The organism is Cupriavidus sp. WS, from assembly GCF_000395345.1.
Taxonomy (GTDB): Bacteria; Pseudomonadota; Gammaproteobacteria; order Burkholderiales; family Burkholderiaceae; genus Cupriavidus; species Cupriavidus basilensis_B.
In genome coordinates this window covers 12,747-36,798 of record NZ_AQPL01000123.1, presented here as the reverse complement: position 1 = coordinate 36,798, position 24,052 = coordinate 12,747, and the positions used below count along the sequence as shown (strand labels likewise).

General features: G+C 69.6%; 18 protein-coding genes. 10 read left to right on the top strand and 8 right to left on the bottom strand.

Annotated features, from left to right (window positions below; translation table 11 throughout):
• Nucleotides 1–268 precede the first annotated feature (268 nt).
• The 6 genes from K206_RS0111305 to K206_RS0111280 all read left to right on the top strand — a co-directional run bounded on the left by K206_RS0111305 (nucleotide 269) and on the right by K206_RS0111280 (nucleotide 11,015).
• Nucleotides 269–1,876: an ABC transporter substrate-binding protein gene (locus K206_RS0111305; RefSeq protein WP_052165859.1), complete on the top strand. Its 1,608-nt coding sequence runs from the start codon at nucleotides 269–271 to the stop codon at nucleotides 1,874–1,876.
• Nucleotides 1,873–3,417 carry an amidase gene (locus K206_RS0111300; RefSeq protein ID WP_231401593.1) on the top strand — a complete coding sequence of 515 codons (1,545 nt, stop codon included), beginning with the start codon at nucleotides 1,873–1,875 and terminating at the stop codon, nucleotides 3,415–3,417. Before K206_RS0111305 ends, K206_RS0111300 begins: the two co-directional genes overlap by 4 nt.
• A gap of 287 nt (nucleotides 3,418–3,704) precedes the next feature.
• Nucleotides 3,705–5,861, top strand: coding sequence for a hydantoinase/oxoprolinase family protein (locus K206_RS0111295; RefSeq protein ID WP_020202521.1), 2,157 nt, complete (start codon nucleotides 3,705–3,707; stop codon nucleotides 5,859–5,861).
• Nucleotides 5,858–7,576 carry a hydantoinase B/oxoprolinase family protein gene (locus tag K206_RS0111290; protein ID WP_020202520.1) on the top strand — a complete coding sequence of 573 codons (1,719 nt, stop codon included), beginning with the start codon at nucleotides 5,858–5,860 and terminating at the stop codon, nucleotides 7,574–7,576. The genes K206_RS0111295 and K206_RS0111290 overlap by 4 nt, the downstream gene beginning before the upstream one ends.
• Nucleotides 7,573–9,363: a hydantoinase B/oxoprolinase family protein gene (locus tag K206_RS0111285; RefSeq protein WP_081651373.1), complete on the top strand. Its 1,791-nt coding sequence runs from the start codon at nucleotides 7,573–7,575 to the stop codon at nucleotides 9,361–9,363. The genes K206_RS0111290 and K206_RS0111285 overlap by 4 nt, the downstream gene beginning before the upstream one ends.
• A gap of 32 nt (nucleotides 9,364–9,395) precedes the next feature.
• Nucleotides 9,396–11,015, top strand: coding sequence for an ABC transporter substrate-binding protein (locus K206_RS0111280; RefSeq protein ID WP_020423749.1), 1,620 nt, complete (start codon nucleotides 9,396–9,398; stop codon nucleotides 11,013–11,015).
• A 72-nt stretch (nucleotides 11,016–11,087) separates the two neighbouring features.
• On the opposite strand, the gene K206_RS0111275 is transcribed toward K206_RS0111280, so the two are convergent.
• The 4 genes from K206_RS0111275 to K206_RS0111260 all read right to left on the bottom strand — a co-directional run bounded on the left by K206_RS0111275 (nucleotide 11,088) and on the right by K206_RS0111260 (nucleotide 15,986).
• On the bottom strand, nucleotides 11,088–12,803 hold the full coding sequence (locus tag K206_RS0111275; RefSeq protein ID WP_020202517.1) for an ABC transporter ATP-binding protein: 1,716 nt from the start codon (nucleotides 12,801–12,803) through the stop codon (nucleotides 11,088–11,090).
• Between the two features lies 1 nt (nucleotide 12,804).
• Entirely contained in the window at nucleotides 12,805–13,695 is an 891-nt protein-coding gene (locus tag K206_RS0111270) for an ABC transporter permease (protein ID WP_020202516.1), read from the bottom strand.
• A gap of 140 nt (nucleotides 13,696–13,835) precedes the next feature.
• On the bottom strand, nucleotides 13,836–14,819 hold the full coding sequence (locus K206_RS0111265) for an ABC transporter permease (RefSeq protein WP_020202515.1): 984 nt from the start codon (nucleotides 14,817–14,819) through the stop codon (nucleotides 13,836–13,838).
• Between the two features lie 351 nt (nucleotides 14,820–15,170).
• Nucleotides 15,171–15,986 carry a fused MFS/spermidine synthase gene (locus tag K206_RS0111260; RefSeq protein ID WP_020202514.1) on the bottom strand — a complete coding sequence of 272 codons (816 nt, stop codon included), beginning with the start codon at nucleotides 15,984–15,986 and terminating at the stop codon, nucleotides 15,171–15,173.
• Between the two features lie 168 nt (nucleotides 15,987–16,154).
• On the opposite strand from K206_RS0111260, the gene K206_RS0111255 reads away from it, so the two are divergent.
• Nucleotides 16,155–16,349: a hypothetical protein gene (locus tag K206_RS0111255; RefSeq protein ID WP_020202513.1), complete on the top strand. Its 195-nt coding sequence runs from the start codon at nucleotides 16,155–16,157 to the stop codon at nucleotides 16,347–16,349.
• Between the two features lie 189 nt (nucleotides 16,350–16,538).
• On the opposite strand, the gene K206_RS0111250 is transcribed toward K206_RS0111255, so the two are convergent.
• Nucleotides 16,539–17,003, bottom strand: coding sequence for a MarR family winged helix-turn-helix transcriptional regulator (locus K206_RS0111250; RefSeq protein ID WP_020423748.1), 465 nt, complete (start codon nucleotides 17,001–17,003; stop codon nucleotides 16,539–16,541).
• A gap of 173 nt (nucleotides 17,004–17,176) precedes the next feature.
• On the opposite strand from K206_RS0111250, the gene K206_RS0111245 reads away from it, so the two are divergent.
• Nucleotides 17,177–18,565 (top strand): MATE family efflux transporter, encoded by a 1,389-nt coding sequence (locus K206_RS0111245; RefSeq protein WP_020202511.1) that lies wholly within the window; start codon nucleotides 17,177–17,179, stop codon nucleotides 18,563–18,565.
• Between the two features lie 21 nt (nucleotides 18,566–18,586).
• Here the strand turns inward: K206_RS0111245 and K206_RS0111240 are convergent, their stop codons facing one another.
• The 3 genes from K206_RS0111240 to K206_RS0111225 form a co-directional block, all read right to left on the bottom strand.
• Nucleotides 18,587–19,564, bottom strand: a complete 978-nt coding sequence (locus K206_RS0111240) for a D-2-hydroxyacid dehydrogenase family protein (RefSeq protein ID WP_020202510.1) — start codon at nucleotides 19,562–19,564, stop codon at nucleotides 18,587–18,589.
• A gap of 22 nt (nucleotides 19,565–19,586) precedes the next feature.
• Complete coding sequence (locus tag K206_RS0111235) at nucleotides 19,587–20,573, bottom strand: tripartite tricarboxylate transporter substrate binding protein (protein ID WP_020202509.1); 987 nt, start codon at nucleotides 20,571–20,573, stop codon at nucleotides 19,587–19,589.
• Between the two features lie 364 nt (nucleotides 20,574–20,937).
• Entirely contained in the window at nucleotides 20,938–21,723 is a 786-nt protein-coding gene (locus K206_RS0111225) for an SDR family NAD(P)-dependent oxidoreductase (protein ID WP_029043495.1), read from the bottom strand.
• Nucleotides 21,724–22,059: 336 nt separating this feature from the next.
• On the opposite strand from K206_RS0111225, the gene K206_RS0111220 reads away from it, so the two are divergent.
• Together K206_RS0111220 and K206_RS0111215 are read left to right on the top strand one after the other, a co-directional pair.
• On the top strand, nucleotides 22,060–22,494 hold the full coding sequence (locus tag K206_RS0111220) for a MarR family winged helix-turn-helix transcriptional regulator (protein WP_020202507.1): 435 nt from the start codon (nucleotides 22,060–22,062) through the stop codon (nucleotides 22,492–22,494).
• A 39-nt stretch (nucleotides 22,495–22,533) separates the two neighbouring features.
• A complete protein-coding gene (locus K206_RS0111215) occupies nucleotides 22,534–24,024 on the top strand; it encodes an efflux transporter outer membrane subunit (RefSeq protein WP_020202506.1) in 1,491 nt (496 codons plus the stop codon).
• Nucleotides 24,025–24,052: the final 28 nt, after the last annotated feature.

Here is a 24,052-nt window from a genome sequence, read left to right as displayed (position 1 = left end):
TGAAACCCAACCCCGGCGCGGCTCGACAGACGAAAAATCCTCTTGCATATGACGCACCGCGTGCCGTAGCCAGGCCACACAGCGCGAGATCACACCCCATTCGCACCGCTCTCGCTGCGCCTACCCGGTCCAGCGCCATTTGATCGCGGCTGCATGTTGACATGCAGCCGCGTCGCATTTCAATGCGCGAACAAATGCTAAGTGCGTTCGCGAAATTCCAAGACAATCGAATGCCTATTCAACGACGCTGCGATCCACGCTGCATGTCATGCTCCCATCCTTGCTTAGGACTCTCAAGTTCGACCGCCTGTATTTTCATCTCGTGCTCGCAGCCTTGCCACTCGCTGTCACTGCGCCGAGCAATGCACAGTCCCCCGTGGAAGGCGGCACACTGACATACGCCCTCTCGCAAGAGCCTACGGCACTCGTCTCCTTTCTTGACACAAAGACCGACAATCGCAACGTCAGCGGCAAGATCACGGAAGGCTTGCTTCGCTACGATGCGAAGTTCAACCCCCAGCCGCTACTGGCTACGGCCTGGCAAGTCAGTGCCGATGGCCTGAAGTACACCTTCAAGCTTCGGCCGGGCGTCAAATTTCACGACGGCACCAACTTCACCGCCGAGGACGTCCGGTACTCGGTGCTTGCGCAAAAAAAGCAGGGGCCGCGCGGACGCATCACGCTGGCCAATGTGGAGCGCGTCGACACGCCTGACCCGCTTACCGCGGTCATTGTCCTGTCGAAACCGGCGCCCTTTCTCCTCAAGGCGCTGTCGTCTGCCGAGCTGCCCGTCGTGCCTGCGCATCGCTATGGTGACGGTGCGCCGCTAAGCAGCCCGAACAGCAATGCGCCTGTTGGCACCGGGCCTTTCCTATTCGAGCAGTGGGTACGCGGCAGCCACGTGGTGCTTCGCAAGAATCCGAACTACTGGCGCAAGGGCTATCCGCACCTCGACCGGGTGATCCTGAAGTTCATGCGAGATCCGGCCGCTATTTCGACCGCGGTGGAAACCGGCGAGGTCGATGCGGCACAGGGGGTCGGACTGGCTGACCTGGAGCGGTTGGCCGCGAACCCGAAGCTGAGGACGGACGACACGTACGATGGCTTCCTCAACAACGCGTCATTCCTGGAATTCAATGTAGAGAATCCAATCCTGGCGAACGTCAAGGTACGCCACGCCATTGCACAGGCCATCGATCGCAACTTCATCCGGAATGCCATCTACTACCAGCGCACAGAGCTGGTGAACTCCCCTGTTCCGCGCGTCTTGTCTGACTACTATGACGACAGTACCTTCCAGTACCCGTTCGATGTCGCGGCGGCGAACCGGTTGCTTGACGAGGCGGGCTATCCGAAGCCGGCCACGGGCCAGCGCTTTGCCCTCCGACTGAGCTACATCCCCGGGGCGGAATTCAAGCGGACCACGGACTATCTGCGCTCGGCGCTCGGCCGCGTCGGCATCAAGGTGGAAGTCGTGGATGGCGACCTTCCCACCTTTCTGAAACGCGTTTACACCACGCGCGACTTCGACATCAATATCAACGGCCTCGGACGCCTGTTCGACCCGACAGTGGGCGTGCAGCGGATCTACTGGGGCGACGGTGTGCGCAACCCGCTGGTCTGGATCAACGGCTCGCACTATGTCAATGCGCAGGTCGACGAGCTATTTCGCCAGGCGGCCGTGGAGGTCGACCCTGGCAGGCGCGCAAGTCATTTCAAGCAGATCCAGCAGATCGTCGGGCGCGACCTGCCGGTGCTGCCGCTTGTCACCGTTCCATTTGTCCAGGTGTACAGCGTGCGCGTACACAACCTCAATAACAGCATCGACCTGATGGCGGGCGATCTCTCGGACGCCTGGATCGAGCCGCGCAAATGAATGCCGACACCCGGGGATCCAGCATGACGACGCAGGACATCCAGCAGTCTCGCTTGCAGGCGCTGACCTTTGCGAGCGCGAGCGCACAGGCCCAGGCGCTCGCTGACGGCCACGTAACGGCTGTCGAGTTGCTCGAACACGTACTGGCGCGCATCGACCGCCTCGACGGAGCGATCAACGCCGTCGTCGTGCGAAACGACGAAGCAGCCCGCGCCGACGCGCGCGCGGCCGACGCTGCCCTGGCTCGCGGCGAACGCCAGCCGCTGCTAGGCGTGCCGATCACGGTAAAGGCATCGTTCGACGTGGCCGGACTTGTCACCAGCAACGGCAACCCCGCCTATGCCGACAACGTCGCCGCAACCGACGCGCTGGCCGTCGCGGCACTGCGTGAGGCCGGTGCCGTGATCGTCGGCAAGAGCAATGTTCCTCTCGCGCTGGCCGACCTGCAGAGCTATAACGCCATCCACGGTACGAGCAACAATCCATGGGATCTTGCACGTACCCCGGGCGGCTCGTCGGGCGGTTCGGCGGCCGCGCTGGCGGCTGGCTATGTCTCCCTGGAATTGGGGACCGACATCGGCGGCTCGATCCGCATTCCCGCGCACTTCAACGGCGTCTACGGCCACAAGCCGACCGCGGGCCTGGTCGCGCTGGGCGGCACCGGCGTGCCCTCGGGCCGCCTGGCGGACCGCGACCTGGTGGTGGCCGGTCCGTTGGCACGCACCGCCGCCGACCTGGAGCTGGCGCTCGACCTGCTGCTCAACCGCGAGCCGATCGCCGCCAAGGCCTGGAAGGTCGCGCTGCCGCCTGCGCGCCACGCACGGCTGCGGGACTTCCGGGTGCTGGTCATCGACCAGTGGCCGGGCACCGAACGCAGCCTGCACGAGCAGCAGGTGGTGGAGCGCCTCGTGGAACGCCTGCGCACTCAGGGCACGCAAGTGAGCCACATCGCCGACGTGCCGGCCGGCCTCCTGCCCGATCTGGTGCTGCAGCACCGCGTGTACCGCAGCCTGCTGGGCTCCTCGCTGGCGTCGCCGCCCGCGCAGAGCGAGGCCGCGCGCCAACGCCTTGCGGCACTCTCGCCTGATGACGACAGCGCCGATGCCGCCTGGCTGCGCGCGCCGGCCTTGCGTCATGCCGACTGGCTGCGCGACAACGAAGCGCGCTTCGCACTGCGCCACCAATGGGAGCGCCTGTTCGGACGCTTCGACGTGGTGGTGACGCCGGTGGCGCCGTTGCCGGCCTTCGCGCACGACCAGCGCGAACCGAAGGACGCGCGCACGTTCCCGGTCGAGTTCGCCGACGGCACCCGCCAGGTCCGCTTCCTCGACCTGTTCTACTGGGCGGGCCTGCCGGTGTTGCCAGGACTGCCGGCCACCAGCTTTCCGCTCGGACTCGATGCGCAAGGCTTGCCCATCAGCGCGCAAGCCGTTGGCCCTTACCTCGAAGATCGCACCACCCTGCACTTCGCGCACCTGCTGGAACAGGCCTACGGCGGCTTCGTCGCGCCGCCTGGCTACGACGAGCAGCCGGCGGGATAGGACGGCCGCCTCGCGCCGCCCGATGGCAGGCGCGCGCCGCCGCTCCGGCCACCGGGTGCCGCGGGCCGCGCAGTGCAGCGCAGCGCAGCGCATAACGATAGTCGAACGCGTTCGTTGCCCAGGCCGCCGCACGCGCGCAACATGATCGGTTTCCTCCGCGTGGCTTATGGCCCTGCCCCACGGCGCGTGCCGTGGCGAAAGCGTGCGCCGCCAGCGCGGTTGCATCTGCGTCGCCGGCCGGCGCCAAGCGGATTCGAGCGCCGACCCTTTCAAAGAGCTTCTCCCTCATGTCTTCGCAACTCCCCTCCCCCTCCGCCGCGCATGACCCGCGCCTGCGTGTCGCCGTCGACGTCGGCGGCACCTTTACCGACGTGGTGTTGCTGCGCGGCACCGAGAAGCACACGCTGAAGGTACTCACCACGCCGACGGCGCCGGAGCAAGCCGTCCTCGGCGGCGTCGAAGAAGTGCTGCGACTGGCAGGTGCCGGCTGGGCCGACGTCGACCTGCTGATCCTCGGCACCACGCTGGCCACCAACGCGCTGATCGAGCGCAAAGGCGCGCCTACCGCGCTGCTCACCACGCACGGATTCCGCGACCTGGTGGAAATCGGCCTCGAAGACCGTTTCGCGCAGTACGACGTGTTCCTCGACAAGCCCGCGCCGCTGGTTCCGCGCCACTGGCGTCATGGCGTGGTCGAGCGCACCGATGCGGCCGGCCGCGTGATCACGCCGCTCGACGAGGCGCAGGTGGTCGAGCTGGCACGGCGGCTGCTGGCCGACGGCATCGAGAGCGTGGCCGTCTGCTTCCTGCACGGCTACGCCAATCCCGCGCACGAGCGCCGCGTGCGCGACCTGCTGCGCGAGCACGCACCCGGCCTGTGGGTGTCGCTGGCCTCGGACGTATGCCCCGAGATCCGCGAGTACGAGCGACTGTCCACCGTCAGCGCCAACGCCTACGTGCAGCCGCAGGTGGCGGGCTACCTGCGCCGCCTGCAGGAAGGGGCGGCCGCGCGCGGCCTGCGCGCCGAGCCGTTCCTGATGACCTCGGGCGGCGCCATCACCACGCTGCAGGCCGGCATCGACGAACCGGTGCGCCTGGTCGAATCCGGCCCCGCCGGCGGCGCGGTGCTCGCACGCCAGGTCGCCGAGCAGATCGGCGCCGCGCGCGCGCTGTCGTTCGACATGGGCGGCACCACGGCCAAGATCTGCTTCATCGACGACTACCAGCCACAGGTGAGCCGCAGCTTCGAGTTCGGTCGCGTGCACCGGCACCTCAAGGGCTCCGGCCTGCCGATCCGCATCCCGGTCATCGAGATGGTGGAAATCGGCGCCGGCGGTGGCTCCATCGCGCGCGTCAACCACCTTGGCGTGGTCCAGGTCGGCCCCGACAGCGCGGGTTCCTCGCCCGGCCCGGCGGCTTATGGGCTGGGCGGCGAACTGCCTACCGTGACCGATGCGCACGCCGCGCTCGGCACCATCGACCCGGCGCGCTTCGCGGTCGGCAAGGTGCGGCTGGACCCGCAACGCGCACGCGAGGCGCTGCTGCGGGGCCTGGCCGCGCAAACGGGCCTCGACATCGAGCCGGCCGCGCAGGCCGTGATCGAGATCGTCACGGAAAACATGGCCAACGCGGCGCGCGTGCATGCCTCCGAGCTCGGCAAGGTGGCGGAAGACAGCACCGTCATTGCCTTCGGTGGTGCCGCGCCGCTGCATGCCGCACTGCTGGCGCGCAAGCTGGGCGTGGCGCGGCTGGTGATCCCCAATTCCGCCGGCGTGGGTTCGGCGCTGGGCTTCCTGTGGGCACCGGTGGCTTACCAGACGGTACGCAGCCTCGCGCAGCGGCTCGATCGCATCGACCACGCGGCGGTGGACAAGCTGCTTGCCGAACTCACCGCCACCGCTGACGACGTGGTGCTGCGCGCCGCGCCGGGCGCTTCGCTGGTACGCCATCGCCAGGCCTTCATGCGGTACGCGGGCCAGGGCCACGAGATTCCCGTGGAACTGCCGGACGGCCCGTTCGACGTGGCCAGCGGCAAGGCCCTGCACGAGCGCTTCGAGGCGCGCTATGCCGCGCTCTACGGCCGCAGCCTGCCGCACATCGCGGCGGAGGCGGTGAGCTGGTCGGTCGCCGTGGAAGCCGGCGGGCGCGCGGCGCCCGAGCCGGACGAAATCGTGGCCGACGCGCACCGCGCCCAGCCCTCCGGCACCCGGCGGCTGTACGACGCGGAGACCGGGCAGTGGAGCGAGGTGCCAGTCTTCGAGCGTGCCGCGCTCGGCGCGGGCAAGTGGATCGAAGGCCCGGCACTGGTGGTGGAAGACGAGACGACCACGCACGTCATTTCGGGCTTCGAGGCGCGCGTGAGCAAGCTGGGCGCGCTGGTGCTCGACGACACCACCGCCGCGCGCCGGCAGCGCGCGCCCGCGGCCGAAGCGGAGGCCGTATGACAAACGCTGCTGGCCGTCAGGCGCTGCGCCAGCAACTGGTCTGGAGCCGCCTGCTCGCGGTGGTGGAAGAACAGGCCCAGACCCTGATCCGCACCGCCTTCGGCACCCCCACGCGCGAGGCCGGCGACCTGTCGGCCGGCGTGTTCCTGCCCGATGGCCGGATGATCGCGCAGGCCGTGACCGGCACGCCGGGCCACGTCAATTCGATGGCCGATTCCGTGCTGCATTTCCTGCGCGCGTTTCCGGTGGAAACCATGCGCGACGGCGATGTCTACGTCACCAACGATCCGTGGAAGGGAACCGGGCACCTGTTCGACGTGGTCATGCTCACGCCGGTCTTCCACGGGGATGGCGACGGCGATGGAGAAAACGGCGCGAAGCGCCTCGTCGCGCTGTTCGCCTCCACCGTGCACGTGGTCGACATCGGTGGCGTCAATGCCGGCCCCGATGCGCTGGATATCTACCAGGAGGGACTGTTCCTGCCGCCGCTGCGCTTCGTCAGCGAGGGCGTGATCGAGGAAGCGGTGCTGGACATCGTGCGCGCCAATGTGCGCGAGCCCGGCCAGGTGGAGGGCGACTTCCACGCGCTGGTGGCCTGCAACGCCGTGGGCGCCACGCGACTGCGGCGCATGCTGCGCGAGTTCGGGCTCGGCGACCTGCAGGCGCAGGGAGACTACATCATCGAACGTTCGCGGCTGGCCATGCGCGAGGCGCTGCGCGCATGGCCCAAGGGTACCTGGCACAACCACATGACGGTGGACGGCTATGACTCGCCGCTGGATCTCCATGCGGCCATCACGGTGTCGGACGACGGCATCGTGGTCGACTTCGCGGGCACCTCGGCCAGCATCGCCCGCGGCATCAACGTGCCCAAGGCCTACACCGACGCCTACACCTCGTTCGGCATCCGCTGCCTGATCGGCGCCGACGTGCCCAACAACTCGGGCTCGCTCGCGCCCATCCGGGTCGTGGCGCCGGAAGGCTCCATCGTGAACGCGCTGCCGCCCGCCGCCGTTGCCGCGCGCGCGGCGATCGGCCAGATGTTGCCCGACCTGGTATTCGGCGCGCTGCGCCAGGCGCGGCCCGACCGCGTGCCCGCCGAAGGCGCCTCGTCGCTCTGGAACGTTCGCCTGTTCGGCGGCCAGCCGATCGAGGGCGGGCCGAACGACGCTCTGCGCCGCGCGCGACGCTTCAACATCGTGAGCTTCTCCACCGGAGGCACCGGCGCGCGCCCGGGCAAGGACGGTCTCTCGGCCACGGCCTATCCGAGCGGCGTGCGCAACGTGTCGCTCGAAATCCTCGAGACGCAGGCGCCGCTGCTGTTCCGGCGCAAGGAGTACCGCCCGGACTCGGGCGGCGTCGGCGCGTCGCGCGGCGGCCTCGGACAGGTCATCGAAATCGAGAACGCCGACGGCGATCCGATGGTGCTGTCCGCCACCTGGGACCGCGTGCGCTTTCCCGCGCGCGGCGCGCTCGGCGGCGGCGACGGCGCGCCCGGCACGGCTCGGCTCCGACACGCCGGTACCGTGCTGCGCGGCAAGGGCCGACAGGTCATTCCGGCCGGCGAGGTGCTGGTGGTCGAGACGCCAGGCGGCGCCGGCCTTGGCGATCCCGCCGAGCGTGACCCCGCCCTGCTCGCGCGAGACATCGAGGCGGGCCTGGTCACGAAGCACGCCGCCACCCCTACCAAAGATCCCGCAGGAACCGCCGCATGAGCAAGACATCCGCTGCCAGGACACTGGCTGACGTCCCGACCAGTCCGTCCGGTCAGGCCGCCCGACCCGGCCGGCTCATCCGCCACCAACTCGCCTGGAACCGTCTGCTCTCCGTGGTCGAGGAACAGGCGCAGGTGCTGATCCACACGGCCTTCGGCACCCCCACGCGCGAGGCCGGCGACCTGTCGGCCGGCGTGTTCCTGCCCGATGGCCGGATGATCGCGCAGGCCGTGACCGGCACGCCGGGCCACGTCAACTCGATGGCCGAATCGGTCAAGCACTTCCTGCGGCGCTTTCCGCCGGACACGATGGAAGACGGCGACGTGTTCCTCACCAACGATCCGTGGAAAGGCACCGGCCACCTGTTCGACATGACGATGGTCACGCCCGTCTTCCACCACGGCGAGCGCGATGACGGCGAGCCGGGGACGGCGCGCCCGGTGGCGCTGTTCGCCTCCACGCTGCATGTGGTGGACATCGGCGGCATCGGCTCCAGCCCGGACGGCCTGGAGATCTACCATGAAGGCCTGTTCCTCCCCATCCTGCGCTTCGTGCGCCGCGGCACGGTGGACCCGGCCGTGCGGGCCATCATCCGCGCCAACGTGCGCGACCCGGAGCAGGTGGAGGGCGACCTCTTCGCGCTGATCGCGTGCAACGAGGTCGGCGGCCGGCGGCTGCGCACGCTGTTGCGCGAGTTCAAGTTATCCGATCTCGAGGAACTGGGCGAATTTGTCATCGCGCGCTCGGCCCGGGCGATGCGCGACGCGCTGCGCGGCTGGCCGCGCGGGACCTGGCACAACACCCTGGTAGCGGATGGCTACGACGCGCCCATCACGCTGCAGGTCTCGGTGACCATCGCCGACGACGGCATCACGGTGGACTACGCCGGCACCTCGGGCAGCGTGGCGCGCGGCATCAACGTGCCCAAGGCCTACACCGACGCCTACACCTCGTTCGGCATCCGCTGCCTGGTCGGGCCCGACGTGCCGAACAATGCCGGATCGCTGGCGCCGATCCGCGTCGAGGCGCCCGCCGGCTGCATCCTGAACGCGCTGCATCCCGCCGCCGTGACGGCGCGCCACGTGCTCGGGCAACTGCTGCCCGACGCCGTGTTCGGCGCGCTCCGCCAGGCGCGGGCGGATCGCGTGCCGGCCGAGGGCGCTTCGTCGCTGTGGAACCTGCAGCTCGTTGGCGGCGAGGTGCTGGCAGGGGCAAGCCAGGCCGATGCCGAGGCCATGCGCCGCGGCGAGCGTTTCAACGTGATCAGTTTCTCCACCGGCGGTACCGGCGCGCGGCCCGGCAAGGACGGCCTCTCGGTCACGGCCTATCCGAGCGGCGTGCGCAACGTCTCGCTCGAAATCCTGGAAACCCAGGCCCCGATCATCTTCGACCGCAAGGAGTTCCGCATCGGCTCGGGCGGCACCGGCGCCACGCGCGGCGGCCTTGGCCAGGTGATCGAGGTACGCCATGCGCGCGAGGACGCGGCCATGCTGATCGCGGCGGCGTTCGACCGCGTGGCCAACCCCGCGCGCGGCGCGCTCGGCGGCGGCGATGGCGCGCCTGGCCGGCTGCGGCTGGCCTCGGGCGCCACGCTGCGGGCCAAGGGCCGCCAGGTCGTGCCGGCCGGCGACCGCCTGATCGTCGAGACGCCGGGCGGCGGCGGCCTTGGCGACCCCGCCGGGCGCGACCCCGCGCTGGCGGCGCGCGACCTGCGCGAGGGGCTGGTTTCGCCCGAAACCCTGGTGGCAAAGACGGATGACGACATGCCGGCCGAAGCCACCTCCTGACTCATTTCCACCTTGATCCTGCGTCCTACTCCATGCACCTCCTGAAGCCCTCGTTGCCCCTGCGTCGCACCTTCCTCGCCACGCTGCTCGCCATCGGCCTCGCGGCCAATGCCGGCGGCGCCGCCTTCGCCGCGCCACCCAACCACAACGGCACGCTCACGCTGCTGTCCACCAGCGAGCCGACCGCGCTCGTCACCATCGGCAACGTCGCCACGCCCATCCTGAGCGTGAGCGCCAAGGTGACCGAAGGCCTGCTGAAGTACGACTACGACGTCAACCCGCAGCCGCAACTGGCCACCAGATGGGCGATCAGCCCCGACGGCCTGACCTACACGTTCACGCTGCGTCACGGCGTGAAATGGCATGACGGGAAGGATTTCACGTCGGCCGACGTCGCCTACTCCATCGAACTGCTGAAGAAGATCCACCCGCGCGGGCGCAACACGTTCGCCAACCTCGTCGGCATCGACACGCCCGACAAGTACACCGCCATCCTGCGGCTGTCCAGGCCCGCGCCGTACCTCATCCGCGCGCTGGTCGCGACCGAGACGCCCATCGTGCCCCGCCATCTCTACGAGGGGACCGATCCCGCCAGCAATCCGAACAACAACGCGCCCATCGGCACCGGCCCGTTCCGGTTCAAGGAATGGGTGCGCGGCAGCCACATCGTGTACGAACGCAACCCCGACTACTGGGACAAGCCCAAGCCCTTCGTCGACCAGCTGATCGTACGCTTCGTGACCGACCCCGCCGCCGCCGCCGTGGCGTTCGAGACCGGCGCGGTGGACCTCGGCTACCGCACACCGGTGCCGCTGGCCGACCTCGACCGTCTCAAGAAGGTGCCCTCGCTGCGCTTCGAGACCAAGGGCAACAGCTACTCGTCGAATGTCACGCGGCTGGAGTTCAACCTCGACAACGAGTACTTCCGCAATGAGAAGGTGCGCCAGGCCGTGGCCCACGCGGTGGACCGAAACGTCATCGTCAAGGTCGTGAACTACGGCTATGGCCAGGTAAGCTACTCGCCGATCGCGCCGGGCCTCAAGGCCTTCCACGATCCGGCGCCCTCGCCTTACGCGCTCGACCTGAAGAAGGCCAATACGCTGCTGGACGAGGCAGGCTATCCGAAGAAGGCCGGCGGCGTCCGCTTCAGCGTGCCGCTCGACTACAACCCCATCGCCGGCGACGGTGCGCGCCTGGCGGACTACCTCCGCGCGGCGCTGGCACGCGTGGGTATCGCGGTGACGGTACGCTCGCAGGATCCGAGCGCGTTCATCAAGCGCATCTACACGGACCGCGATTTCGCGTTCACCACCAACGGCGCGAGCAACCTGTTCGACCCGACCGTGGGCGTGCAGCGGCTGTACTGGTCGAAGAACTTCATCAAGGGCGTGCCCTTTTCCAACGGCACGCATTACCAGAACCCGGTGGTGGACAAGCTCCTGGAGGACGCGGCGGTGGAAAACAACCCCGCCGTGCGCCTGAAGCTGTTCAAGACGTTCCAGGACACCGTGGCGCGCGACGTGCCGGACCTGAACCTCTACCAGCCGATGTTCATCACGATCGCCAACCAGCGCGTGCATGACCATTCGCTGACGGCGGACGGCGTGGAGTCGAATCTGGCGGACGTGTGGGTGGACGCGCCGAAGAAGTAGGCGCCGGCCTGCCGGCCGTCAGGCCGGCAGGCGCTTGCGGATCTCCGGCGGCGGATGCCCGTGGCAGGGCGATCACGCCGCCTTGCGCTGCTGCGCGCCCGGCACGGCCGCGATCAGGCTGCGCGTGTACGGATGCTGCGGCCGGTCCCAGATCTCGCGGTGGCTGCCGGTCTCGACGATCTTTCCCTGATGCATCACCATCACGCGGTCGGCGATATAGCGCACCACCGAAAGGTCGTGCGAGATGAACAGGTACGAGAGCCCGAAGTCTTCCTTGAGCTCCACCAGCAGGTTCAGGATCTGCGCCTGCACCGACACGTCCAGCGCCGACACGGGCTCGTCGAGCACCACGAGGGAGGGCCGCAGCACCAGCGCGCGCGCGATGCCGATGCGCTGGCGCTGTCCGCCCGAGAACTCATTGGGAAAACGGCGCGCCGCATCGGCCGGCAAGCCCACGCGTTCCAGGATCGCCGCGATGCGGCTGCGCCGCTCGGCACGGTCGTTCACCCCATGTACCTTGAGCACGGCATCGATGATGTCGAACACGCTGCGCCTCGGGTTCAGCGAGGCATACGGGTCCTGGAACACCATCTGCACGCGGCGGCGCCACGGCTTGAGCGCCTTTTCGGCGAGCGGCGCGATGTCGGTGCCGTCGAACACGATGCGGCCCGCCGCCGGATCGACGAGACGCAGCAGCGTGCGCGACAGCGTGGACTTCCCGCAGCCCGACTCCCCCACGAGTCCCACGGTCTCTCCCGCGTGGATGTCGAACGACACGCCGTCCACCGCGTGCAGCACGCCGCCCCCCCGCTTGGAATAATCGGTGCGCAGCGCCTGTACCGACAGCAGCGGCGCGCCCGCCGGCACACGCCTGAGCGGCTTCGCCGCGGGCACATGCAAGGCGAACTCGCGCGCGCCGGTGACGGGATCGAGGCGAGGCTGTATCTCGGGCAGCCGCGCCTCGGCATAATGCAGCGCGCTGCCCGCGTGCAGCGACGCGCCGAGCAGGCCTTTGGTGTATGCGTGCGCGGGCGCCTCGAACAAACTCGCCGCCGGCCCCTCCTCGACCTTCTCGCCGCCGTACATGACCGCCACGCGATCGGCCCATTGCGCGACCAGGCCCAGGTCGTGCGTGATGAGCAGCAGCGCCATGTCGAGATCGCGGCGCAGGCCGTCGAGCAGCGCGAGGATCTGCGCCTGGATGGTGACGTCCAGCGCGGTCGTGGGTTCGTCCGCGACCAGCAGGCGCGGATTGCAGGCCACCGCCATCGCGATCATCACGCGCTGCCGCTGGCCGCCGGACAGGTTGTGCGGGTGGTCATCGATACGCCGGTGTGGCTCGGGAATGCGCACCAGGTCGAGCAGTTCGATGGCGCGCCTGCGGGCCACCGGGGCCGAAAGCCTTTCGTGCCTGCGCAGCGTCTCCCCGATCTGCGCGCCGATCGTGTGCACGGGGTTCAGCGAGGTCATCGGCTCCTGGAAGATCATGGCGATCTCGCGGCCACGCACTTCGCGCAGCTGGGCGGGAGACAAGGCGAGGATGTCGCGGCCATCGAAACGGATGCTGCCGCGCAGCGCGGCGCCGGGCGCCAGCAGGCGCAGCAGCGCGAGCGCCGTGGTGGACTTCCCGCAGCCGGATTCGCCAACGAGCGCGAGCGTCTCGCCGCGCCGCAAGGTCAGGTCCAGCCCGCGGACAGCCTGGATCGGCCCATTCGATCCGTGGAAGAAGACATCGAGGCCGCGCACGTCGAGCAGCGGCGGGTCTTGGTTGATGTGGTTTGCCGCCATGTCAGTGGCGCCCCCTCAGGCGCGGGTTGAATGCATCGTTGAGCCCGTCGCCCACGAGGTTGAGCGCCAGCACCGTCAGCACGATGGCCGCGCCCGGCAGCGCCGTGAGGTACCACGCCGTACGCAGCAGCTCCCTGCCCTGGCCGATCATGCTGCCCCAGGACACCGCGTTCGGATCGCCCATGCCGAGGAAGGACAGCGCCGACTCGATGAGGATGGCGCTGGCCACCAGCACCGACGTCGTCACGATCACCGGCGGTAACGCGTTGGGCAGCATCTCCTGGAAGATGATGCGCGCGTGGCTGAAGCCCTGGCTGCGCGCGGCGAGCACGAACTCCGTCTCGCGCAGCGCGCGGAACTCGGCGCGCACCAGCCGCGCGATCACCGGCCACGAGGCCAGACCGATCGCGAGCACGATCACCGGCACGGAAGGCTGGCCGATGGCCACCACCACGATCACGAACAGGAACGACGGCATCGTCTGGAACAGCTCCGTGATGCGTACCAGGGCGTCGTCGATGCGGCCGCCGAAGTAGCCGGCGCTTGCCCCGACCAGCACCCCGATCAGCAGGCTCAGCACCGCGGCGACCACGCCCACGGCGAGCGACACGCGCGCGCCGTGGGCGATGCCGGCGATGACGTCGCGGCCCAGCGAGTCGCTGCCGAGCGGAAAGGCCGCGTCATGACCCGGCCACAACAGCGGCGGCGCGACCATGTCGAGCGGGTCGCCCGGATAGAGCAGCGGCGCGGCGAGCGCCAGCACGAGCATGAACGCCAGCAGCAGCACGCCCGCCACGGCGGCCGGATTGCGCAGGAAGGCGCGCAGCGCGGCATGGCGGCTGGAGACCGGCCTGGCGCCGGCGCCGACCTTCGCGGCCGCGGTTGCCGTCAAGGCAGGTTCGGAGCGAGGCACCGGCGGGGACGCAAGCGCGGAATCGGATGAGAGCGGTGTGGACATCGAACGCGTTGAAGCCTGGTTGTTCGGAAACAGGGAGAGAAAGGAAGACGGACGGGAAGACCGCGGCGGGACGCTCATCGCACCTGGATGCGCGGATCGAGCCAGGCATGCAGCAGGTCGACCAGCATGTTGGCGACGATGACCAGCATCGACGACATCAGCAAGACGCCAAGCAGCACCGTGTAGTCCCGTCCGGCCACCGAGTCGAACGCCAGGCGTCCCAGTCCGGGCCAGCTGAACACGGTCTCGACCACCACCGCGCCCCCCAGCAGCGTGCCGAAATGCATGCCGGCCACGGTGGTGACCGGGATCAGCGCATTGCGCAAGATGTGGCGCAGGTTCACTGTCCACGGATGCAGCCCCTTGGCTTCGGCCGTGCGCACGAAGTCCTGCCGGGCCACCTCGAGCATCGCCGCGCGCGTGAGCCGCGAGAAGATTGCGATATAGAAGCCGGCCATCGCCAGCGCAGGGAGCACCAGATGCAGTGCCACGTCCACCACGTGCGTCCAGCCGGCATAGCCCGCGCCGATGGTTTCGCTGCCGCCGGTGGGCAGCCAGCCCAGGTGCACCGAGAACAGTACGATGGCCATCAGCCCCAGCCAGAAACCCGGCGTGGAATACAGCAGCAGTGCCAGCACGGAAAGCGTGCGGTCCTGCCAGCGGCCCACGCGCGTGGACATGACCGTGCCCGCGGCGATGCCGATGGCCAGCGCGAGCGTCAGCGCCGTCACCATCAGCAGCAGCGTATTGCCGAGCCGCGCGCCGATCAGCGCCATCACCGGCATGTTGTAGCGCGGCGAAACGCCCAGGCTGAAATGCGCGAGGTTGTTCAGGTAGGCACCCAGTTGCTGGAGCACGGGCAGGTCGAGGCCGAAATGCGTGCGCAGCTGCGCCATGCTCTCCGCCGTGGCGGAGCCCGACTCGGCCGCCACCACGTCGGCGGCGTCGCCGGGAATCAGCTGCATCAGGATGAAATTGAGAAGGATCACGCCAATGACCGTCGGCACGGCCTGCCACGCCGTGCGGATCAGCGTGCGGCTCGCCTGACGCAGCTTCATGGCTGCACCGCCCCGTCCGGGCTGACCACGCCTGCATCGGAAGGCCGGCGCATGACGGCCGTGGTCGGTGAGACGCCGCGATGGACGGCGCCGGCACCACGCGAGCGGGTGCCAAGGAACTTGCTGCAGGAGAGGGTCATGAGGGACTGTCTGGCGGAAAGCTGGATCGACAGTCAGGCTAAGGCGGTCTCCGTGCGCACCCAACGAACTTTATCGTCTACGCATATTCGATTTACTTCCGTCAGATGGCCGCGGCACCGGGGGCCGCAATCCGCGCCGCGCCGGCCCGCCAGACAGGCCTGCAGCCGCCCCCCAACCGCCGCCGGGGTTGCTGCCCCCGGCCACGCGCCGTCATCCCCCCAGTTTCCGCCAGAACCGCCAGTCCGACGCCAGCCGCTTGCCCTGCTTCAGACGCCGCGCGGCGGAGCGCAGGTTCAGTGCGTGCGCGGTCTCCAGGATGCGCGCGCGGGCGAGCAGCGTTTCGAGGGACGGCAGCGTCCACGCGCCTTTCCAGGCGAACAGCGTGTAGTTGCAGCTGTCTTCCGACAGCGAAACGGCGAACGACTCGCCGAACACGGAGCGGACCTCTTCCAGGTAGAACGGAATGTCCTGGTCGCTCTCGAGGAAATTGGCGACCAGCACGCCGTCGTCGGCCAGCCGCGCGTGGCAGGCGCCGTAGAAATCCGCCGTTCCCAGCTGGGCCGGCATGCCGTGCGCGAGGAAGCCGTCGACCATGATCACGTCGGGCCGCGCGTCCTGGCCCTTGACGTACTCGGCGCCGTCCGCGCAGATGACTTCGAGGCGGTCGTCGTCGGGCGGGATATGGAAAGTGTCGCGCAAGGCGATCACGGCCGGATCGATCTCGATGGCCACGACCTTGGCGTTGGGCAGATGGCGGTAGCAGTACTTGGCCAGCGAGCCGCCGCCGAGGCCGATCATCGAGATGCGGGCCGGCGCCGGGCGCAGCAGCAGGAAGCCCATCATGGTCCGGGTATAACCGAGCACCAGCTTGTCGGGGTCGCGCCGCGACATGAGGCTTTGCGTGGCATGCACGTCGAAATGCAGCGACAGCGCGTGATCGGTTTCCAGGATCACCGGCTTGCCGTCATCGGGCGTTTCGGCAAGAAACTTCAAATACGCTTCGAACGAGGCGCGGGATGGATCCATCTTGATGACGTGGGCTTGCAGGGCCAGGCAGCTTGTGCGGGCCTCCCGGAATCGGTCCCGGGGCGGCACGGCCAGCCTGAGCCAGCGGGCCTGTACTCCGGCTGTCAGGTTGTATACTATGATAATAGCATTATCATACGATGCGACTCTGATACGCATGGAAAACGCATGGAAACCAAGACCGCACGGCTTACCGTGTTGATTGACCCGGTGAAGAAGAAAGCTTTCGAGACGCTGTGCGCGGCACAGGACCAGACGCCATCGCAGGTCGTGCGCCAGTTGATCCGCGATTATCTGGAACAGCACGGCGTCGACTATGCGACGCGGCCCAAGGTCGGCTCGGTCAGGGAAAGCAGCCGATAGCCGCATGCCGCTGTCCGGCGGGCGCATGCGCCGCTGCCGGAATATCGCCTGGGATCGCACTGTTGCCGTCCCAGAGCCGCCCGCTCCACCGTCCCAATAAGCCCTCCGGCGGTGGAGGGCATCGCCGCCCTCCCCGCGCCTGCCGGGCCGGACCGGGCGCCCCGCCCCCGCCCGCCGCGCGTGGCCGGTTCAGTCGCCAACGGCCACGAAGTCCTCGGCAAACTCATCGGAATGAATCCTGGCCAGCGCGCTGCGCAGGGCCTTCGCGTCGTCCTCGCCGTAGACGTGCTCGAACCGCGCCTGCGCCAGGCGCCACAGCCGCTTCGATTCGACGAGCTTGCTCCGGCCGGCGTCGGTCAGCGCGACGAGGCGGCTGCGGCCGTCCTCCGGGTCCCGCAACTGTTCGATCAGGCCGTCGCGTTCGAGCGGCTTGATGTTGTGGGCCAGCGCGGAGCGGTCGAGCACCAGCGCCTTCGCCAGTTGCCCCATCGACGGCGGCGCCCCGGCGCGGTCGACGTGGGCGAGGATCGCGTGTTGCGACAGCTTCAGGCCGCACGGCGCCAGCACGGCGTCGTAGAGCTGGGACACGCGGCGGGCTGCCTTGCGCAGCGCGCCGCCATTGCACAGGGTTGCGTCGCTCCGGAGGGATGTCATTGTGGCTTGGCGGTCCTGGCCGCGGCAGTGGACGTGATGCGGCGAGCTTACCTCACTTGACATTGCTTGCATATGCACATACCTTTGCGTTTCCGGCTACTTGCATATGCCTGCATGTGGCATCGGCCGAGGCGGTGTGCCAGTCACCGTGCGAATCCCTCCGAGGTGACAGAATGACGACTCCCGCGGCATCCAATGCGCCGCATGCCGCCAGCGCGGCGGCCAACCCGCGGCTGCAGGCGATGCTCAAGGGGCCGGTGCTGCCGACGGTCGCGCGGCTGGCCTGGCCCAACCTCGCCATGATGCTGGCGCAGTCGAGCACGGGCCTGATCGAGACCTGGTTCGTCTCGCGCCTGGGCACGGCGCCGCTGGCCGGCATGGCGCTGGTCCTGCCGGTGCTGATGCTGCTGCAGAACATGGCCGGCGGCGCCATGGGCGGCGGCATTTCCGCGGCGGTGTCGCGCGCGCTCGGCGGCGGCAGGCATGCCGAAGCCAGCAGCCTCGCCCTGCACGCGGTGGCCATCAACGCGGGACTGGGCATCGTCTCGTCCGCCGCCCTGCTGCTTGCCGGCCCGTATCTCTACCGCGCGCTCGGCGGCAGCGGCGCCGCGCTGGACGCGGCGCTGACCTACTCGGACATCGTCTTCGCCGGCTCGGTCATGATGTGGGTCATGAACGCGCTGGCCAGCGTGATCCGCGGCACCGGCAACATGGTCACGCCGGGCGCGGTGATCTGCGGCGGCGCGCTGCTGCTGATCCCGCTGTCGCCCAGCCTGATCTTCGGATGGGGCCCGATGCCGGAGCTCGGCATCGCTGGCGCGGGCGTCGCCATGCTCATCTACTACGCGCTCGGCGCCGCCGTGCTGGCCTGGTACTGCCTGAGCGGGCGCAACGCCGCGAAGCTGCAGCGCGGCCCGCTGCGCTGGCCGCTGGCGATGGAAATACTCTCGGTCGGCGGCGTGGCCGCGATCAACCCGTTCATCACCAACACCATGATCGGCGCCACCACCGCGATGGTCGGCGCGAGCTTCGGGGTGTCGGCGCTGGCCGGCTACGGTACCGGGGTGCGGCTCGAATATCTCGTCATTCCGGTGGCCTTCGGCATCGGCGCGCCGCTGGTGGCGATGGTCGGCTCGAACCTGGGCGCGCGCCAGCCGGCGCGGGTGCGCCAGATCGCGCTCATCGGCGGCGCGATGTCGTTCGCGGTGACAGAGGCCATCGGCCTGTGCGCCGCCATCTGGCCGCTGAGCTGGCTCCGGCTGTTCGGCACCGACCCGGGCATGCTCGCGACGGGCACGACCTATCTGCGCGTGGTCGGCCCCTTCTATGGCTTCTTCGGGCTGGGATTCGCGCTGTACTTCGCCTCGCAGGGCGCGCGCCGCCTGAAATGGCCGCTGCTGGCCGGCCTGCTGCGGCTGCTGGTCGCGGTCGGCGGCGGATGGCTGGCCATCCACCTCACCGGCTCGCTGGTCGCGTTCTTCGCCGCCTCGGCGCTCGGCATGGTGTTGTACGGCGCGGTCATCGCATCGGTCTTCCTCTTCGGCTTCAGGGAGACCAGCTAGGCGCCGGCGGCGGGGCCGGCTTCAGCGCCGCGCCGCCTCCAGCGCCCGCGGGTTGACGAGGTTCTTCGGCGCGCCGGCAAAGAAGCTGTTGATGTTGTCGAAGGCGGTGCCGAAGTACGCCTCGTAGTTGTCGCGCTCGACGAAGCCGATGTGCGGCGTGCACAGCGCGTTGTCCAGCTGGAGCAGCGGATGCGCGGCGCCCAGCACCGGCTCCTGCTCATAGGCATCGACCGCCGCGAAGCCCGGGCGGCCCGCGCGCAGCGCCGCCACCAGCGCGCCGGGCGCCACCAGCTCGGCGCGGCTGGTGTTGACCAGCAGCGCGGCCGGGCCCATGCGCGCCAGGTCGGCGGCGCCGATCAGGCCCTCGGTCTCGGCGTTGAGCCGGACATGCAGGCTGACGATGTCGCTCTCGGCGAAAAAAGCCTCGCGCGACGGCGCGACCTCGAAGCCGTCGGCGCGCGCATCCGCCACCGAACCTTCGCGGCCCCACACCCACACCTTCATGCCGAAGGCGCGCCCGTAGGCGGCCACCTGTCTGCCGATGCGGCCATAGCTCCAGACCCCCAGCCGCTGCCCGCGCAGCTCCTGCCCCAGCGTGCCCTGCCACTGGCCGCCGCGCAGCCGGTTGACCTCGGCGACGAGATGGCGCCGGCTCGCCAGGATCAGCGCCCAGGTCAGTTCCGCCGTGGCGGCGCCCGAGCCCGAGCCTTCGGCCACGGCGACTCCGCGCGCGGTGCAGGCATCCACGTCCACATGCCCGGCCACCTTGCCGGTCTGGCTGATCAGCCGCAGCCGCGGCAGGCGGTCCAGCAGCGCGGCCGCGATCTGCGTGCGCTCGCGCGTGAGCACCAGCGCATCGGCGTCGCGGAAGCGCTCGGCCAGCGCATCGAGGGACTTGACGTTGTCCTCGTAGACGGTGACGTCGTGGCCGGCCAGCGTGGAGAAGCAATGCAGGCCCCGGACGCAGCCCTGATAGTCGTCGGGAATGACAATTCGCATGGTTGGAAACTCCGAGGAAGGCTCAGGACAGAGAAATGTGCAGGCGCTCGACGACGCCCCGCCAGCTTGCCAGGTCCGCGCGGATCAGCGCGCCGAACTCGGCCGGCGGCATGCCGCCGGGCTCGATGCCCTGCGCTTTCAGGTACGCCCGCCCTGCCTCGCTCTGGATGGCGCGGCGCGTTTCCTGGTAGAGCCGCTGCTGGATCTCGGGCGGCGTGCCGGTGCGCGTCAGCAGGCCGTACCACGCGTGGATGTCGAAGCCGGGATAACCGGAGGCGGCGATGGTCGGCACGTCGGGCAGCACCGAGGCGCCGCTGCTGGGCGCCAGCGCCAGTGCGCGCAGCTTGCCGGATTTCAGGTAAGGCAAGGCGGTCGGCACGTCGAGGAACATGAACTGGATCTGCCCGCCCAGCAGGTCGGTCAGCGCCGGCGAGGCGCCGCGGTACGGCGCGTGCACGGCGCGGATGCCGGCGCGCTCGGCGAACATCGCGCCGGCCAGATGGGTCGAGGTGCCGTTGCCGGACGAGCCGTAGTTCATCGAGCCCGGCGCCTTGCGCGCCATCGCGACGAGATCCTGCAGCGTGCGCGCCGGATAGTCGCCGCGCACCACCAGCGCGTGCGGGATGAAACCGACCACCGTCACCGGCGCGAAATCCCGCTCGGCCACGAACGGCAGCGACGGCATCAGCGCCGGATTCGTCACCAGCTGGATCGACGACAGCACCATGCTGTAGCCGTCGGCCGGCGCGCTGGCGATGGCGCTCAGGCCGATGACGCCGCCGGCGCCGGGCCGGTTGTCCACCACCACCGGCTGCGCCAGCCCGCCGCCCATCTGGCGCGACAGCATGCGCGCGATGCCGTCCACGGGACCGCCCGCGGCGAACGGCACCACCAGCCGCACCGGCTTGTCCGGGTACGCCGTGGCGTGGGCGCGCGGCAGCCAGCCCGCGCAGAGCACCGCCGGCGCGGCCAGCAGCAGCGCCCGGCGGCGGCCAGAAATATGGGCCATGCCAATGTCTCCTTTTTTCTCGTGTGCCGTCGCTGCGGCATGCCTTGATGCCAGCCGAGTTTAAGAGATGTGCCGGCAAAAACGACCCGGTATTTCCGTGCCGTGGAAATGCGCGCGCCCCGCTCCTGTTCCCGCGGCGGCCGGTCGCATGCATCACGGTGTACAGCGCACGGTGTACAGCGGCAAGGTCGACCTCGGCACCGGCGCGCGCATCGCGCTGGCGCAGATGGTGGCCGAGGAGCCCGACGTCGGGCTGGCGCGGCCGCGCATGCGCTGGTCGGCAAGGGCGTGCCGCGCGTGGACCTGCCGGCCAAGCTGGCCGGCCGCTTCACCTACGTGCGCGACTTCCGCCTGGGCGGCGGGTTCAGATCACCGGGCCGCGCCCGCCGTTGACCGACAGGATCGCGCCGACGATGTAGCTGGCGCGCTCGCTGGCGAGGAACAGCGCCGCATCGGCGATCTCCTCGGGCCGGCCGTAGCGGCCCAGCGGCACGTCGGCCGCGGTGCGGGCGAAGGCCTCGTCGCGGCTGATGTCGAGCCGCTTGGCCTCTAGCGCGAGGGACTGCTCGACGCGCCCCGTCAGCGTGTGGCCCGGATTGATGCCGTTGATGCGGATGCCCAGCGCGGCATAGTGCGCCGCGTGGCCCACCGTGGACAGCATCAGCGCCGCGTTCGCCGCCCCGCCGGAGAGATGGGTGGAGGTCGGCATCTTGCCGCCGGTGCCGATGATGTTGACGATGGCGCCCCTGCCGCGCGGCCGCATGCGCGCCAGCACCGCCTCCTGCGCATTGGCGACGGGAAAATACTTGTCCTCCATGCCCGCGCGCAGCGCATTGCCGTCGAGCGCCTCCGGCTCGTAGCGCTTGGCCGCGCCGGCGCTGTTGATCAGCACGTCGACCGCGCCCTGCTCGTCCTCGATGGTCGCCACCACCCTGGCCGCGTCCTCGTACGCCGACAGGTTGGCCGCGTAGCCGGCGGCCCGGATGCCCTCCTGCGCCAGTCCGGCCAGCGCGCGCTCGACGTTGCCGGGGTCCCTGGAGATGATGGCGACCCGCGCGCCCTCGCGCGCGAAGGCCCGCGCGCATGCCAGCCCGATGCCCTTGCTGCCGCCCGTGACGATGACGAGCTTGTCCCGCAGATTGAGTTCCACCGCTGCACTCCCTTGATTGTGATCGCCGTTGTTGTCGCCGACATCGTAACCGCGCTTGCCGCCGTGCGTGAGGCGGCACACATGCCCGATGCCGCCGCCCCGCCCTCGGGGAGCACGCTCAAGGCCGCCAGGGCGCAAGTCGCGTTGCCGTCACCGCATGCGGCCCGGACCCAGCCCGACAGGAGGAAATTACCCGCACGAACGCTCCGGCAAGACAGGCGGGAACCGTGCCACTCCCGCCTCTTGCCTTCCGGCTCGAACTTCCGCCCGCAAATTCCTCTTGTCTTTATCTGACATGTCAGCTACTGCTCGATCAACCAAGGACGGGAGCCAGCCGTGAACCACTACACCAGGGAAACCTACCCGCTGACCCACAGCGTCGGGTACTTCCTCAATCGCGCCCGCAACGGCCTGATGGAAGAACTGGACGCCGCGCTGAAGGACCTCGGCATCAACAGCCAGCAGATGGCCATCCTGCTGTCGATGCGCCACGGCAACGCCACGCCGTTCGGGCTGTGCAGGCGGCTCGGCGTGGACACCGGCCTGATGACGCGCATGCTCGACAAGCTCGAGACCCGCGGACTGCTGTGCCGCAGCCGGAGCCTGGACGACCGCCGCGTGGTCAACCTGGCGCTGACCGGGGCGGGCCGGCAAGTCACCGAACGCGCCGCGGAGATCGCGCCGGACGTGCTCAATGCCCGCCTCGCCGCGTTCTCGCGCGAAGAGTTCGCCGAGTTCCGCCGGCTGCTGGTCAAGTTCGCAGGCGCCTGAGCCCGCTTTTTTTCGCCAAATTAACTGATAGGTCAGAAAATGAGAAATCAGCATACCAATCCGGCCAGCCGCCTGCGCCGCCTTGCCCGCCCGGCCGGCCTCGCCCTCTCCGCGCTGATGGTCGCCGCGCTGGCCGGCTGCGCCAACTACGCCGGCATCCACAGCGACAAGCAGATCGCCGGCGCCGGCGACTACGCCGCCACGCAGAGCATCCCCACCGCGCAAGGCCGCTGGCCGTCGCCCGACTGGGCCGGCCAGTTCGGCGACGCGCAGCTCAAGGCCCTGCTTGCCGAAGCGCTGCAGGGCAGCCCCTCGCTGGACAAGGCCCGCGCGCGCGTGGCCGCCGCCGCCGCGGTCAGCGAAAGCGCCAACGCCAGCACGCTGCCGCAGGTCGGCTTCGGCTACTCGTGGAACCGCCAGCGCTTTTCCGCGAACGCCATGACGCCGCCGCCGTATGGCGGCTCGTGGCAGACCGAGAACAAAGCAGTGCTGGGCGCCAGCTATGAACTGGACCTGTGGGGCAAGAACCGCGAAGCGCTGCGCGCGTCGGTGTCCGCCCTGCGCGCCAGCGAGGCCGAGTCGGAGCAGGTCCGGCTCACGCTCGGCACCGCGGTCGTGCGCGCCTACAACGAACTGGCGCGCCTGTACGCGCTGCTCGACATCGCCCGCGACGAGGTGGCCCAGCGCGCCGCCGTGCTGCGCCTGACCGACGGCCGCGTGCGGATGGGCCTGGAAACCGAGGTCGAGAAGCGCACCGCCGAGGCCAACCTCGCCACCAGCGAGGTCGCCGTCTCCGCGCTGGAAGGCAGCATCCTGCGCACCCGCTACCAGCTCGGCGCGCTGCTCGGCCAGGGCCCGGACCGCGGCCTGGCCATCGCCCGCCCGAGCCTGGGCGCCGGCGACGAAGTGCGCCTGCCCGACAACCTGCCCGCCGACCTGGTCTCGCGCCGCCCCGACATCGTGGCCGCGCGCTGGCGCGTGGACGCCACCCTGCACGACATCAAGGTTGCCAAGGCCGAGTTCTACCCGGACATCAACCTGTCGGCCGCCATCGGCCTCGACGCGTTCGGCTTCGGCCGCTTCCTGCGCGCGGCCAGCGGCACCGTGGCGGCCGGCCCGGCCATCCACCTGCCGATCTTCGACGGCGGCGCGCTGCGCGCCCAGCTCAAGGGCCGCTATGCCGAGTTCGACTTCGCCGTGGCCAGCTACAACGAGACGCTGGTCAACGCGCTGGCCGACGTGGCCACGCAGCTCGCCGACATCCGCGCCACCGACGCCCAGATCGCCAACGCCGTGCGCAGCGACGAAGCCGCGCGGCGCGCGCTCGCGCTGGCCCTGGCGCAGTACAAGGCCGGCCTGACCACGCAGCTCACCGTGCTCAACGCGCAGACCAACGCGCTGGCCAGCGCCCAGGCCGTGGCCAACCTGCGCATGGCCCGCCGCGACCGCCAGATCGCGCTGGCCGCGGCGCTCGGCGGCGGCTACGCCGACACGCCGGACGGCGCCGCGCAGGTGGCGCTGGCCCGCTGAACCGGCCTGCCGCCGCCGCTCACCCAAC